We start from the raw sequence: 14,034 nt of genomic DNA, 5'->3' as shown, positions 1-14,034 counted from the left end.
GCAGCGGGGGGAGGACCCATGGTGACCACGGTGACCTTGCAGCCGGTGGCGTCCTTGAGCTTCAGCGCGGCTTCCACCGCGTTCATGTCGTCCGGGTTCGTGATGGTCTGCATGGACGCACGGTTCAGCGTGCCGTCCGGATTCACGGCCACCTTGCCGGAGGTATCGGGGACCTGCTTGACACATACAATAATCTTCATGTCGTTTCTTCTCCTCTTATACTGATTTTCAATAAAACGGCAGTCCGTTTTATTGGGCCGCGCATCGCGGCCCGGCGGCAGCGCCACCGAAAACAAAGTTCAACGCTGTCTTTGCCGCCCTTGGCGGCACGGCATATCATGCCGTGCCAAAAACATGGTTCCGCGCTTTTGGCAAAGAGCAGTATTACAGACCCATGTTGGCGGAGATGACGATGCGCTGGACCTCGGAGGTACCCTCGTAGATCTCGGTGATCTTCGCGTCGCGCATCATGCGCTCCATGGGATAATCCTTCGTGTAGCCGTAGCCGCCGAACATTTGCAGCGCCTTGGTGGTGGTTTTCATGGCGTGCTCGGAGGTGAACAGCTTGGCCATGGCGGCCTCCTTGGTATAACGAACGCCCTGACCCTTGAGCATGGCGGCCTGATAGGTCAAAAGGCGGCCTGCCTCACAGCCCATCTCCATGTCCGCAAAGGTGAACTGGGTGTTCTGGAACTTGCTGATGGGCTTGCCGAACTGGACACGGCCCTTGGTATACTCAACGGCCTCGGCCATGGCACCCTCGGCAATGCCAAGGCCCTGGGCGGCAATGCCGATACGGCCGCCGTCCAGCGTCTGCATGGCGATGCCGAAGCCCTTGCCCTCGCGGCCCAGCATGTTTTCCTTGGGCACGATGCAGTCGGTGAACACGATCTCAGCGGTGGGAGAGCCGTGGAGGCCCAGCTTTTCTTCGTGCTTGCCGACAGAGAAGCCGGGGAAACTGCTCTCCACGATGAAAGCGGAGATGCCCTTGGTGCCCTTGGTCTTGTCGGTCATGGCGAACACCACGAACACGTCGGCCACATAGCCGTTGGTGATGAAAATTTTGGAGCCGTTCATCACGTAGTGGTCGCCTTCCAGCTTGGCCTCGGTCTGACCCTTGGAAGCATCGCTGCCGGCGTTGGGCTCGGTCAGCGCGAAAGCGCCCACCTTATGGCCGGTGGTCAGCATGGGGAGGTACTTGGCCTTCTGCTCCTCGGTGCCGTTGGCCAGGATGGGGTCGCAGCAAAGACCGTTATGGGTGGCGACGATATCGCCGGTGGAGGCGCACTGCTTGGAAAGCTCTTCCACGCAGATCGCGGCAGCCAAAGGATCGGCGCCCGTGCCGCCGTATTCCTTGGGCACGCACATACCCATCACGCCCATATTGAACAGCTTTTCAATGTTCTCCCGGGGATACTGGCAGGTACGGTCGGTTTCGGCAGCGATGGGCTTTACTTCGTTCTCGGTAAAGGCAGCCATCATCTTCCGGACCATCAGGTGCTCACGGCTCAAATTGAAATCCATCATGTATACTCCTTACATTTAAATTTTATAGAAAGCCTTTCGGCAGGACTCACAAACTCGCAATTCCGTACAGCGGAATCTTTTTTCAGATGAAGCCGGAGGAAGATTGGGGAACCGGGGTCCCCCAAATCTTTCCGAAGTCCGTCGCGGGGCAAAGCCCGCAGCGGGAAGGTCTTAGCGAATGCCGGCGATATCCTTGGCAAACTGCTTCTTGCCCTGAATATTGCCCTGACGGGCGATCATGATGCGCTGGGCCTGAGGAGAACCGGCGCCGTGCATGGACTCGGTGCGGTAACCCACCGCGGCGGCGCCCAGGCACATATTCTCCAAAAAGCGCATAACGCGCTGACGGTCCTCGGTGGAGACGCCCTCGCGGCCCACAAAGAACTTGTTGCAGATCTCGCCGATGGTCTCGCCGCTGCGGCCCACCACGGTCTCGGAGTGGAAGTCCTTCTGGGAGGGCATGGTGACCATCAGTCCGCCGGCCACGTCCTCGGCAAGGCGCACGATCTCATAGGGGAAGCGGGTCACGTTCTGCTTACAGACGTTGGCCAGCAGCAGATCGATCTGGTAGTTGCCGGCCTTGGTCTTGAAGCCCTGAGAGGAGCAGGCGATGCCGCAGCAGTACAGCGTTTCGTTCAGGTGGGTCATCTCAATGAGCTTATCCTTCACCGCGCTGGCCTTCTCCACGCCGTTATACTCGGCGGCAAGGGCGGTTGCGCCGATGACGACGTCGCCCACGCCCACCTTGCAGCCGCCGTAGCTCTGGCGGTGATAGCCGGCAAAGCGCTCCACCATCATGCCGGCAAATTCATACTCGCCGTTGAGGAAGATGTACTCGTTGGGAATGAACACGTGGTCCAGAACGACCAGTGCTTCCTGACCGCCGAACTTGGCGTTGCCCACGTCGATGGAGGAATCCTCCTCCATCTTGCGGGTATCGCAGGACTGGCGGCCGTAAATCATGTACATGCCCTCGGCGTCGGTGGGGCAGGCGAAGGAAACTGCCCAGTCCTTATCGGCCTCGGTCATGGAGATGGTGGGCATGAAGATGTGCCAGTGGCTGTTGACGGAGCCGGTCTGGTGGCACTTGGCGCCGCAGACCACGATGCCGTCCGCCCGGCGCTCCACCACATGGAGGAACATGTCGGGATCGGCCTGCTCGTGAGGAGCCTTGGACCGGTCGCCCTTGGGGTCGGTCATGGCGCCGTCCACCACCAGATCCTCGTCCTGCACCATGGTCAAAAACTTTTTGAAGTTTTCGTGATAGCGGGTGCCGTACTTCTCGTCCACCTCAAAGGTGGTGGAAAACACCGCGTTAAAGGAGTCCATGCCAACGCAGCGCTGGAAGCAGGAGGCCGTTTTCTGGCCCAGCAGACGCTGCATCTTCACCTTGTTAATGAGGTCCTCGGTGGACTGATGCAGGTGGGTGAAGCGGTTGATCTTATGGCCGGTGAGGCTGGAGGTAACGGTCATCAGCTCGGCATTCTGCGGGTCCTCCGCGCAGGCATAGGTCATGGCGACGCAGTTGATGGAGGGACGGATCATGGGGTGATCCACCCAGTTGTCCAGCTTCTCGCCAAACATGTACACCCGGGTATTCAGCTTGCGCAGACTCTCGATATACTCTTGTGCGGTCTTCATTTCGTGTAATCCTCCTTAAAATTATAGCGCTTTTAAAATTTTTTAAATGCGGCGGACCGTTTTTCGGGAAAGCGAACATGCTTTCCTTCCGGTCCGCGGCGGCATAGCGGGTTTTGTTTCCGGCGCGTTCCGGGAGGCGGCCAGAGGCCCTCTCCAGAGCAATGCCTGTCTATTTATAGTTATAGCAAAAATCATGCCACCTTTGCAAGAGGAACTTTTCCCCTCCGGTTTCTTTTTTCTATGCACATCGTCTGATTTTTGGGCAATATTTTGTGGATTCATTAGAGCAATTGATCCTTGCGCGAGGCCGTCTGGAGACGGTCTATTCACATTTGAATAGACCGGAATTCGATTCCGCTCAGCGAAATTCCATGCTTTTTTGTGCATGGCAAATAATTTTTCGACAAAATTTAGGATAAATTGACGATGCTTTTCACGCTTGCAACTCTTTCTATTCATTTTTGAATATGCTATACTCAAAAATGAATAGAACGCCTGTGGAGGACTGTTACAGGGGGTTGGGGGGAGTATTTTTGGCACATGCTACAAATTCGGCCCGTTTTTTGGATGCCGACATCAATCTCAAGGGGCTGTTTGACATCATCCGGCCGGAAAACAATCTGGTTCTGGCGGACGACATGATGCTCTCCGACGCCAAGGGCGTCATTCTCTGGGTCAGCGAGACCTACGAGAAAAATTTTGGGTTCGCCCACAATTCCATTGTGGGGAAGTCCGCCTTTGATTTGGAGGCGGACGGCACCTTCTCCCCCTGCATCACGGCGGAGATCATTCGGAAAAAGGAAAAGATCACCACCACCCAGACCATCAACCGCATTCACAAAAATGTGATGACCGTGGGGATTCCGCTGTTTGACGACCACGGGGAGCTGAAATACGCGGTGTGCTTTAACACGGTGTCCATGGAGCAGATCAACTCCATTCAGCGAAACTACCGCCATTTGCAGGATTCCCTTCAGCAATACACGCAGGAGATCGCGGAGCTGCGCACCCGGGCCACTTCCACCTCTCTGGTGTTTAAAAGCGCCTCCATGCAGCGGCTGTGGACGCTGATGCAAAACACCGCCAACACCAAGGCCAACATCCTCATCACCGGGGAGACGGGCGTTGGAAAAAGCGCCGTCGCCAAGGCCATTCACGCCATGAGCGACCGGGCGGCAGGCCCGTTTATCGAGGTCAACTGCGCGGTGCTCCACGAAAACCTGATCGAGTCCGAGCTTTTCGGCTATGAAAAGGGTGCGTTTACCGGCGCTTCCAGCAGCGGCAAGATCGGCAAGATCGAGCTTGCCAATCAGGGGACGCTGTTTCTGGACGAGATCGGCGAGCTGCCGCTGCACATTCAGTCCAAGCTGCTGCAGCTCATTCAGGAGAAAACCATTGAGCGGCTCTCCGGCACCAAGAAAATTGAGCTGAACTTCCGGCTGATCGTCGCCACCAACCGCAATCTGGAGGAGGAGGTCCAGCGGGGGCTGTTCCGCTCCGACCTTTTCTATCGCCTGAACGTCATCCGCATCCACATTCCGCCCCTGCGGCTGCGCAAGGAGGATATTTTCCCGCTGGCCCACCAGTTTTTGGCGCGGTTTTGCGGCGAATACGGCAAGACCCTGAATTTTAGTCCCCGGTTTCTGGCATTTCTCGAGCAGTACGACTGGCCCGGCAATGTGCGCCAGCTGGAAAACCTTATCGAGCGAATCGTCATCACCGTGCAGGACCCGATCATCGACGTTTCCGCGCTGCCTCCGGAATACACAGGGGATTCCGTCACCCCGGCGGCGATTTTGGCACAGGCCGGTTCCCTCTCGGAGCGAATGGACGCCTACGAGGGGCAGATCATCCGGGAGTCCTACCACCGCTGGGGAACCACCGTGGCGGTGGCGAAGGAGCTGGGGATCTCGCAGGCGACTGCGGCCCGAAAGGTGGCCAGATATGTACACAGCTGAGCAAAACAGGAAGGGCAGCGTGGGGCTGGTCTCTTTAAAAACAGAGCTGCGCCAGGAGCTGAAGCTGACGCCGCAGCTGCTGCAATCCATGGAGGTCCTGCAAATGAACGCGCAGGAGCTGCTGGACTACTTAAATCGCGTCAGTGAGGAAAACCCCCTGCTGGAGCAGGAGGACGCCACGAAGCTGCGCAGCGCCTACGCGGAGCTGCGGCAAAAGGCCAGCTGGCTGGACGGCGGCGCTTCCCCCTTTCTCGGGGAGGACGCGCTGGTGGAGCCGGGGGCCGTGGACCGGGAGCTGGAAAGCCTTTCCGCGTTTTTGCGGGACCAGCTGGAGCGGCTGCACCTGAAAGGACCCCTGCTGGCCCTGACCAAGTACCTCGCGCAGATGCTGGATGAGGACGGCTATCTCTCTTCGGAGGATTTGGAGGAACTATCCGATTTAAAAATTCCGGCATCGCTGCAAACGGAGGCGCTGGAGACGCTGCAATCTCTGGACCCGCCCGGCGTGGGCGCCCGCAGTCTTTCGGAATGCCTCCTGTTGCAGCTCAAGCGCCGGGGCGCGGACACTCCTTTTTTGCAAGCGCTGATCTCCCGGTTTCTGCCGGAGCTAGGCCGCAGGCACTACGGTCCCATTGTCCGGGAACTGGGCGTCACCCTTGGGGAAATCCACGACGCCGAGCGGGTGATTGCCCAGTTGGAACCCCATCCCGGGCGGGCCTTTCAGCCGGAGGAACCCACACTGTACATCCGGCCCGACGTATTCATTCTCCCGCTGGACGGGACGATGCAGGTGGTGCTGAACGAATACTATCTGCCCCATTTTTCCATCAGCAGCTACTATACCAACCTTTTGAAGGACGCGCCGGAGGAGGAGACCCGGACCTATTTACAGGAAAAGCTGCGCCAGGCCAAGTGGCTGGTGAACAGTCTGGAGCGCCGGGGCAGCACGCTCCGCCGCTGTGCCGACGCCATTTTGACCGCGCAGTACGAGTTCTTCACGGGGAAGGTCCCCGTGCTCTCCCCGATGAATCTCGCGTCTCTTGCAGAGGAGTTGCAGCTCCATCCCTCCACCGTCTCCCGGGCAACCCGGGGCAAGTACCTGCAATGCCGGCAGGGGACCTATCCGCTGCGCTATTTTTTCAGCCACTCCGTGGGCGGGGCGGACTGCTCCGCACAGGCCGTCCGGCGGCGGCTTTTGGAGCTGGTTCGCGCCGAGGACCCCCACCGCCCCCTCAGCGACCAGCAGCTGTGCCGCGCGCTGGAGGCGGAGGGGATGACGCTGGCCCGCCGCACTGTCGCCAAATACCGCTCCGCGCTGGGCTTGGCGCCCTCCGGCATCCGCAGGCGATGAGCACGCTTGGCTATCGATTCCACCGCAGGATTTTTTTCAGACCAAGTCAGTGAAAAACGAGAGGGCGCAGCAATTCGCTGCGCCCTCTCGGCTATTTTAGAAAGGTCCTTTCAGACGGTGACCACCTTGGCCGCCGCGTCCATCCGCTCCACAATGTCGTACATATTGCTGACCGTTCCAACCTTTAATTCTCCGGCGAGATTGTAAAAGTTCAGGCAGGTTCCGCAGACCAGAATCTCGCAGCCCTTTTTCTCCAGCGCCTGAAGGCTTTCCACGATCTGCGCTTCCCCGGCGGGAAGGCGCACGCCGCTGTTCATGAAGAGGAGTGCCCGGGGCGGCTCGGCGCGCTGGGTGAGCGTGTACAAGAACATTTTCATCAGGCTCCTGCCCAGCTCCCCGTCGCCCTCTCCGATGTGGTCCTTCCCGATAAAAAAGGTGCAGTCCTCAGTATGTTCCGCGGCGGGGCAGCACACCGTCTCCGGCGCGGTCTCTCCGCCGCCCTCCCCGGTGATGTGAACGTCAAACCCTCCGGAAATGGGGACGGCCTGGGCCGTCATGTGCTGACTTTGGGCCAGGCGGCTCAGATTCTGCACCGCCATGTCGTTATCCACCGAGATTGTCAGGTCCCGGACCCCTCCGTCGATGGCCTGTTTGGCCAGTATCACCGGCGTGGGGCACGCTTTTCCCAGCGCGTCAATTTTTACCGTCATCTGCTGCACGACCTTTCCTTATATTACTTCGCGGGCCTCGCCGCGTTCCACCAGATACAGCCGGTATGTTCCCGGCGCCACGACGCCAAGGCGCAGCGCCCGTTCCAGCGCGGGATAGTGCTGCGGCTCCACCCGCAGCGAGATGCCGCAGCTGGCGGAAATCTGCCGCAGGGTGGGCATTACCCGCACCGGGAGCAAGGGCAGCAGGCCGTGTTCCGCGCCGATCGCGGACGAGGTACTCTCAAATGTCAACAGATAATAGCGTTCGTCCATCTCACGTCACCATAAGATACGCGCCGTCCCGCTTTTCCACCACGTAACCCACAGCCTCCGCGCAGGGAAGTTCATCCCGCAGTGCCCTGAGCAGCGCGGGCGCGTCCTTTTCCGACACCGCCATCAAAAGTCCGCCGGAGGTCTGAGGGTCGTAAAGGAGGTCCTGCATGGCGAGACTCACCCCATCCGCCACGTGGGTATGCCCCTCGGCAAACCGCCGGTTGCGGTACATACCCTCGGGCAAAAGGCCCATTTCAGCCAATGCCAAAACGCCCGGCAGCAGCGGAATCTTTGCGCTTTCCACCACCACCGCTGCCTCGCCGCCCCGGGCCATTTCCAGCGCATGGCCCAAAAAGCCAAACCCCGTCACGTCCGTGCAGCTCCCCACGGGGAAGCGCACCATGACGTCCCGGGCGGCTTTGTTTAAAAAGGCCATCTGCGCCGTGACCTGACGCACCAGCGCCTCGTCCGCAAGGCCAGCTTTGGCGGCAGTGACGGCAACGCCCACGCCCAAGGGCTTTGTGAGAATCAGCACGTCCCCCACGCGGGCGCGGTCGTTGCGCAGGACCTTTGCCGGATGCACGAAGCCCGTCACCGCGAGACCGTACTTGGGCTCCCGGTCCCGAATGGAGTGCCCGCCGGTAATGATGGCCCCGGCCTCGTAAACCTTGTCGTAGCCGCCCCGCAAAACGGCGCGGACCGCCGCATCGTCCATCTCCGGGGAGACGCACAGCAAGTTGAGCGCCAACTTCGGCTCGCCGCCCATGGCGTACACGTCGCTCAGCGCGTTGGCGGCGGCGATCTGCCCAAACTGAAAGGGATCGTCCACAATGGGCGGAAAGAAATCCACTGTCTGGCAAAGGGCCAGCTCCTCGGAAATCTGATAGACGGAGGCGTCGTCGCTTTTGTCATAGCCCACCAGCAAGCGGGGGTCTGTGTGGGTGGGCAGACCTTCCAGCAATTGGGCCAGCACACCGGCCCCCACCTTTGCCCCGCATCCGGCGCACTCCGCCAGACGGGTCAATCGAATCTCAGAGGCCATGGTCAGCCCTCCTTCCGCTTTTGATGCACAAAATCGCCTCCAGCACGCCGCCGCCCACGGAGCGGGCCTTGTCGGAGACGGAAAAGCAGTGCTCCCTGCGGCACCGGGGGTCCACGTCCCCTGCCTTCATACCGGCATAGACCGGCGTCCCCTCCGGGAGAAGGCCCCGCAAAACGCCGGGAATCTCCGCCGTCATGGGCGCGGTGCCCACGTGCCCCACCACCTGTCCCGCCGCCACCAAATCACCGATTTGGGCCGTGGGGGTAAATAGCCCGTCCGCCGGGGCGCGGAGCAGCCGCTCCACGGTGTAGCCGCCGATCTCGCCGGGGACGCCGGTGTTGGGGGCGGGGGCGCGGTCCCACAAAACCCGGCCCAGATCGTGGCCCCGCTGGGTCTCCACCGCGGCGTGGCAGTCCACGCCGGGGGTAAAGCCGGGGCCAACGCCCACCACGCAGGCCGCCTGCGTAATTTGCGTCCCCAAATTCTTTTTGGCGAGGATGGCGTCCACCACGGCGTCCGGGTGCAGCGCTTCCACCGCCGCACCCGCCGGGTCCGTCAAAACCGCCACAAATCCTCGGCGCACAAGGTCCAGCGCCTCGTCCGGCGTGGCGGCAAGCACCGCCCGAACGCCCTCCACCTCGGCGCTTCCACGGTAAACCGCCTGCGAAAAGGCCACGGTGCACCGCACCGTGCTGGGCTGCGCCGTCTCGGTCATCACAAGGTCGAATCCGCTCTGAAAAAGGCGGCACGCGATGCCTGTGGCCAAATCGCCCGCGCCTTTAATGACTGCCAGCATTAGATGAACACCTCCCTGATTCCGTTTCTTTCCCGAAGGGCCGCCGTCACCACCCGGCACCCCGGCAGCGCCCGCCGGACCGCCCGGGCCGTCTCCACCGCGCCCTCCGGGGCCGCGTCCGCCTGATTGAGCAGCACCCGGAACCGCGCCGGGTCCGCTACGCCCTTATACTGACCGCGCTCCGACGTGAGCAGCCGCGCAAGCATCTGTGGCGTCAGCCGTTCCTCTGGCGAGACGTCCAGAGCCTTAGCCGCCAGCTCCCACCGGTGGCAGATTTCGCAAAGAGGCCGACCCAGCGCCGAAACGCCCGCCACAGCGATCACAAACCCGCCCGGCAGCAACACCGGCTCATGATCCGCCGGGGCCTTCACGGGAAGCCGCCGCGCCCCGTCCGCCTCCGCCAAAACCCAGTCTGCAAGGGAATATGCCGCCGCCAAGACCTCTGGCTCTGGCGGGCCCAGCTTCCCGTCTTGACAAAGTGTCCCGGCACAGACGGCGCGGCGAATCTTCAAAGCCGCCTCCAGCGCCGCCGCGCCGCCGGAGAGCACCAAAACCCCTGCCGCCGCCCCCTGCGCGCGGGTGATGCGGGTGGTAGTCACCGCCACGGCGCTTCGAGACGCCCCGGCGACCTCCTCTGTCAGGCAGCGCAGCAGCGTGCTTTTTCCGCCGCCGCCCACCAGCGAAGCGCTGCCCCGCTGAGGCAGTCCCAGCGCATCAAAAAGGTACACCGCTCCGCCTCCTTTTTACCGTTATTCTCGTTTCAGAATATCATGTTGACTTTCCAAAGTCAAACAAATATAATGTGGGCAACAAAGATTTTCAGGAGGCGCTTATGGCTGGATCGACCTTCACGCTCAAGCTCTCCCCCCGGCTGTTTGCGGATGGGGAAAAGTGCTTTGGCCCCGGCGCGGCGGAGCTTTTGGAGGGAGTGGACCGGGAGGGCTCCCTGCGGGGTGCCGCCGGGGGTATGGGAATGTCCTACTCCAACGCGTGGACCACCCTGCGGGAGTGCGAACGGGCGCTGGGCTTTCCGCTTTTGGAGCGGAAGGCGGGCGGTCCGGCGGGCGGCTGCTCCGTGCTGACGCCCCGGGGCCGCGCCCTGCTGGAGGGGTACCGGCGTCTGGAGGCGCGGCTGGCAGCGGAAAACGCGTCCCTGCTGGAAGAGGTAGGGCGCTTGAAGGAGGAATGACGGTGCGGGAATTTTTTAAGGTCCTCCGCGCTCAGCTCTCCCAAGGGGAGGATACGGCCCTTGCCACCATCGTGGCCCGCTCCGGCTCCGCCCCCCGGGGCGCGGGGGCGCGGATGCTGGTGGGCGCGCAGGGACGCCTTTGGGGCACCGTGGGCGGGGGCCGCATCGAGCGGGAGGCGGAGCTTCTGTCCCGGGACGCCCTGCGCCAAAAGCGCGGCGTTCTGCGGGAGTTTTGCCTCGGCGCGGACCAAGTGGAGAGCATCGGCATGGTCTGCGGCGGCGATGTGACGCTGGCGGTGACGTATCTCCCCGGCGGCGACGAAGGGCTTTGCGCGCTGGCGGACGCCGCCCTTGCGCTGCTGGACGCGGGCGGGGACGGCTGGCTCCTTTCCCCGCTGACGGGACCCCAGGCCGGTGAACTTTCGCTATTGCCCGCCGCCAAGGCGGCGGAGCGCTTTCCGGCGCTGACGTCCGCCGCCGGGGAATCGGTCCTTTTGGAAGCGGACGGCGACTCCCTTTTTGCCCAGCGTCTGGCGCGGCGGGGGGAGGTATACCTCTTCGGCGGGGGCCATGTGGCCCGGGAGCTGGCGCCGCTGCTGGCGCGGCTGGACTTTCCCTTCACCGTGGTGGATGACCGCCCGGAATTTTCCGTCCCGGCGGATTTCCCCGGCGCCCGGCGGGTGATCTGCACGGACTTTGCAAAGCTGCTGGACGCGGTGTCCCCCACCGGGGCGGACTATGCCGCCGTCATGACCCACGGCCACCTTTTCGATCTGGAGGTCCAAAAGCAGCTCCTCGCCACCCCCGTGGGATACATCGGCGTGATGGGCAGCCGGAAAAAGAAGGCGTTTGTCTTTGAAAAGCTGCTGGAAGCCGGGTTTTCGGACGCCGACCTTGCCCGCATCGTGACCCCCATCGGGCTTGCGCTGGGGGGCGAGACGCCCGCCGAAATCGCGCTGAGCATTGCCGCCCAGCTGGTAGCGCTTCGGGCGGGAAGGCAAAACCGGCACAAGCGCCCAATTTGAGGGCGGGTTTCCGGAATTTCAACATTGGGAGGAGCAGCCATGAAGCTGGTGCGGACGGAGGATGCCGTGGGACAGGTTTTGTGCCACGACGTCACGCAGATTATCCGGGGCGTCTCCAAGGGCCCCGTGTTCCGAAAGGGGCATATTATCGCCCGGGAGGACATTCCCGTGCTCCTCAGCGTGGGCAAGGAGCACCTGTACATCTGGGAGCATGACGAGCGGATGCTCCACGAGGACGAGGCGGCGGAGATCCTGCGCGGTATTTGCCAAGGCCCCCACATGCACGCCACCACCCCCAAGGAGGGGAAAATCGAACTGATCGCGGATTGCGACGGTCTTTTTCTGGTGGACACCCAGCGGCTGCGGGCGGTGAATGCGCTGGGGGAAATGATGATCGCCACCCGCTTTGCGGGGTTTCCCGTCAAGGCGGGAGACCGGCTTTGCGGCACCCGCGTCATTCCGCTGGTCATCGAAAAGGAAAAGATGCAGCGGGCGCGGGATGTGGCGGGGCAAACGCCCCTTTTGCAGCTCCTGCCCATGAAGGCGAAGCGCTACGGCCTTGTCACGACGGGAAGCGAGGTCTTTCACGGGCGGATTCAGGATACCTTTACCCCGGTCATTCGGGAGAAGCTCTCGGAATATGGCTGCGAGATCGCATTTCATCAGGTTTTGGACGACGACCCCGCCGCCATCACCGCCGCCGTCAATGAGATGCTGGCGCAGGGCGTGGAAATCGTGCTGTGCACCGGCGGCATGAGCGTGGACCCCGACGACCGCACGCCGCTGGCCATCCGCAACACGGGGGCGCGGATCGTCTCCTACGGAGCGCCGGTACTGCCGGGGGCCATGTTTCTTATGGCCTACACCGAGGACGGTCGGCCCGTGTGCGGGCTTCCCGGCTGCGTGATGTACGCCAGGCGGACGATTTTTGATCTGGTCCTCCCCCGGCTTTTATCGGGCGTGCCGGTAACGGCGGCTTGGCTGGCAACGCTGGGGCAGGGCGGGCTTTGCCTGAACTGTCCGGACTGTCATTTCCCCAACTGCGGATTTGGAAAGGGGGGCTAAAGCGATGGGCCTTACCCATATCGACGATAACGGGAACGCCGTCATGGTGGACGTGACGGAAAAAGCCGTGACACACCGCCGCGCCGTGGCGAGTGGACGCATCCGCATGAGCGAGGCGGCGTTTGCCGCCGTGCGGGACGGCACGGCAAAAAAGGGGGACGTGCTGGCGGTGGCGCAGGTGGCGGGGATTCTCGCCGCGAAGGAGACCCCCCGCCTGATTCCCCTGTGCCACAGCCTGAGCCTTACCGCCGCCGCGCTCTCCTTTGTGCTCCATCCGGACACGCGGGAGGTGGAGGCCGTCTGCACCACCCAGTGCGACGGAAAGACGGGAGTGGAGATGGAGGCCCTGACCGGCGTCACCGTGGCGTTGCTCACGGTTTACGACATGTGCAAGGCCATGGACAAGCGCATGGTGCTGGGGGAAATCCATCTGGTGGAAAAAGAGGGCGGCAAAAGCGGCCGCTTTTTCTTTGAGGAGACCACATGAGAGACGCCTTGGGACGGGAAATCGACTATCTCCGCGTTTCCGTCACCGACCGCTGCAACCTCCGCTGCCGGTACTGTATGCCCCACGGCGCCACACTGGTGTCCCACGCGGACATTTTGCGCTATGAGGAGCTTTTGCGCCTTTGCCGCATCGCCGCATCGCTGGGCGTCACCAAGTTCAAGGTGACCGGCGGCGAGCCGCTGGCGCGGCGGGACTGCGTGGAGTTCATGGGGCAGCTGAAACGGCTCCCCGGCGTGGAGCAGGTGACGCTTACCACCAACGGCCTCCTCCTCGGCGAGCAGGTGGACGCCTTGCGCGATGCGGGCGTGGACGGCGTGAACGTCAGTCTCGACACGCTGGAGGACGCTTGTTACGCCCAAATCACGGGAGCTAAGTCGGGGGACAGCCGGCGGGTTTTCGCGGCGGCGCAAGCCTGCGCGGAGGCGGGCATTCCCGTAAAGCTCAACGCCGTGCTGCTCCCGGAAACGCTAAGCGGCGTCGTCTCGCTGGTGGAAGCGGCCAACACGCTCCCCGCCGACGTGCGTTTTATCGAGCGCATGCCCATCGGTCCGGCGGGCGCGACGGCGCAGGTGACGGTAATCGAGGCCCTTTGCCGCCTGCGGGCGCACTGGGGGGACCTTGCCCCCACCCGGGAGCGGCGGGGCAACGGCCCGGCGCACTACTATCGAAGCGCCGCCCTCCGCGCCCGCATCGGCGTGATTGACGCGGTGAGCCACGGCTTTTGCAGCGCGTGCAACCGCATTCGTCTCACCAGCACGGGAGAGCTGAAGCCATGCCTTTGCTACGAGGACGGCACGGATTTGCGCCAGATACTGCGCAGCGGGGCAACGGACGGGGCACTGCGGGAGGCCATGGCCGCCTGCATTGCCCAAAAGCCGCCGCACCACTGCTTCGGTGAGGAAGCCGCCGCCACCGAACGGCGCGGCATGAACGAGATTGGAGGGTGAGC

Annotated in this window: 15 protein-coding genes and 1 pseudogene; 7 read left to right on the top strand and 9 right to left on the bottom strand. The window is 62.4% G+C overall.

The features are described 5' to 3' along the window. The 4 genes and pseudogenes from PHI30_RS02755 to PHI30_RS02740 all read right to left on the bottom strand — a co-directional run. Positions 1-200: pseudogene (locus PHI30_RS02755) on the bottom strand (electron transfer flavoprotein subunit beta); the annotation flags it as partial. Positions 201-384: 184 nt separating this feature from the next. Beyond that, positions 385-1,524 carry an acyl-CoA dehydrogenase gene (locus PHI30_RS02750; protein ID WP_300023593.1) on the bottom strand — a complete coding sequence of 380 codons (1,140 nt, stop codon included), beginning with the start codon at positions 1,522-1,524 and terminating at the stop codon, positions 385-387. A 174-nt stretch (positions 1,525-1,698) separates the two neighbouring features. After that, entirely contained in the window at positions 1,699-3,168 is a 1,470-nt protein-coding gene (locus PHI30_RS02745; RefSeq protein WP_300023585.1) for a 4-hydroxyphenylacetate 3-hydroxylase N-terminal domain-containing protein, read from the bottom strand. A gap of 42 nt (positions 3,169-3,210) precedes the next feature. Then, positions 3,211-3,627, bottom strand: coding sequence for a hypothetical protein (locus PHI30_RS02740; RefSeq protein ID WP_300023582.1), 417 nt, complete (start codon positions 3,625-3,627; stop codon positions 3,211-3,213). A 74-nt stretch (positions 3,628-3,701) separates the two neighbouring features. Between PHI30_RS02740 and PHI30_RS02735 the strand changes: the two genes are divergently transcribed. Next, positions 3,702-5,126, top strand: a complete 1,425-nt coding sequence (locus PHI30_RS02735; RefSeq protein WP_300023579.1) for a sigma 54-interacting transcriptional regulator — start codon at positions 3,702-3,704, stop codon at positions 5,124-5,126. After that, positions 5,113-6,477 carry an RNA polymerase factor sigma-54 gene (gene rpoN / locus PHI30_RS02730; RefSeq protein WP_300023576.1) on the top strand — a complete coding sequence of 455 codons (1,365 nt, stop codon included), beginning with the start codon at positions 5,113-5,115 and terminating at the stop codon, positions 6,475-6,477. The genes PHI30_RS02735 and rpoN overlap by 14 nt, the downstream gene beginning before the upstream one ends. A gap of 110 nt (positions 6,478-6,587) precedes the next feature. On the opposite strand, the gene yedF is transcribed toward rpoN, so the two are convergent. From yedF to yqeC, 5 genes are read right to left on the bottom strand one after another with little or no spacing between them, the layout of a single operon-like run. Further along, entirely contained in the window at positions 6,588-7,187 is a 600-nt protein-coding gene (gene yedF / locus PHI30_RS02725; RefSeq protein ID WP_300023574.1) for a sulfurtransferase-like selenium metabolism protein YedF, read from the bottom strand. An 18-nt stretch (positions 7,188-7,205) separates the two neighbouring features. Continuing rightward, a complete protein-coding gene (locus PHI30_RS02720) occupies positions 7,206-7,439 on the bottom strand; it encodes a DUF3343 domain-containing protein (protein ID WP_300023571.1) in 234 nt (77 codons plus the stop codon). Positions 7,440-7,461: 22 nt separating this feature from the next. Continuing rightward, the gene (gene selD, locus PHI30_RS02715) at positions 7,462-8,502 is read right to left on the bottom strand and encodes a selenide, water dikinase SelD (protein ID WP_300023568.1); all 1,041 of its coding nucleotides are present in this window, start codon (positions 8,500-8,502) and stop codon (positions 7,462-7,464) included. Further along, positions 8,492-9,298, bottom strand: coding sequence for a selenium-dependent molybdenum cofactor biosynthesis protein YqeB (gene yqeB, locus PHI30_RS02710; protein ID WP_300023567.1), 807 nt, complete (start codon positions 9,296-9,298; stop codon positions 8,492-8,494). Before yqeB ends, selD begins: the two co-directional genes overlap by 11 nt. Further along, entirely contained in the window at positions 9,298-10,026 is a 729-nt protein-coding gene (gene yqeC / locus PHI30_RS02705) for a selenium cofactor biosynthesis protein YqeC (RefSeq protein WP_300023564.1), read from the bottom strand. Before yqeC ends, yqeB begins: the two co-directional genes overlap by 1 nt. 104 nt (positions 10,027-10,130) lie before the next feature. On the opposite strand from yqeC, the gene PHI30_RS02700 reads away from it, so the two are divergent. From PHI30_RS02700 to moaA, 5 genes are read left to right on the top strand one after another with little or no spacing between them, the layout of a single operon-like run. Next, positions 10,131-10,487, top strand: a complete 357-nt coding sequence (locus tag PHI30_RS02700) for a LysR family transcriptional regulator (protein WP_300023560.1) — start codon at positions 10,131-10,133, stop codon at positions 10,485-10,487. Between the two features lie 2 nt (positions 10,488-10,489). Next, on the top strand, positions 10,490-11,512 hold the full coding sequence (locus tag PHI30_RS02695; protein WP_300023557.1) for an XdhC family protein: 1,023 nt from the start codon (positions 10,490-10,492) through the stop codon (positions 11,510-11,512). Positions 11,513-11,551: 39 nt separating this feature from the next. Next, positions 11,552-12,577, top strand: coding sequence for a molybdopterin-binding protein (locus PHI30_RS02690; protein WP_300023555.1), 1,026 nt, complete (start codon positions 11,552-11,554; stop codon positions 12,575-12,577). Positions 12,578-12,581: 4 nt separating this feature from the next. Next, positions 12,582-13,064: a cyclic pyranopterin monophosphate synthase MoaC gene (moaC, locus tag PHI30_RS02685; protein WP_300023552.1), complete on the top strand. Its 483-nt coding sequence runs from the start codon at positions 12,582-12,584 to the stop codon at positions 13,062-13,064. Next, a complete protein-coding gene (gene moaA, locus PHI30_RS02680) occupies positions 13,061-14,032 on the top strand; it encodes a GTP 3',8-cyclase MoaA (protein ID WP_300023549.1) in 972 nt (323 codons plus the stop codon). The genes moaC and moaA overlap by 4 nt, the downstream gene beginning before the upstream one ends. Positions 14,033-14,034 lie beyond the last annotated feature (2 nt).

Source organism: Oscillibacter sp. (genome assembly GCF_028693505.1).
Classification (GTDB): Bacteria; Bacillota; Clostridia; order Oscillospirales; family Oscillospiraceae; genus Oscillibacter.
This window is presented reverse-complemented; position numbering and strand designations above follow the sequence as displayed.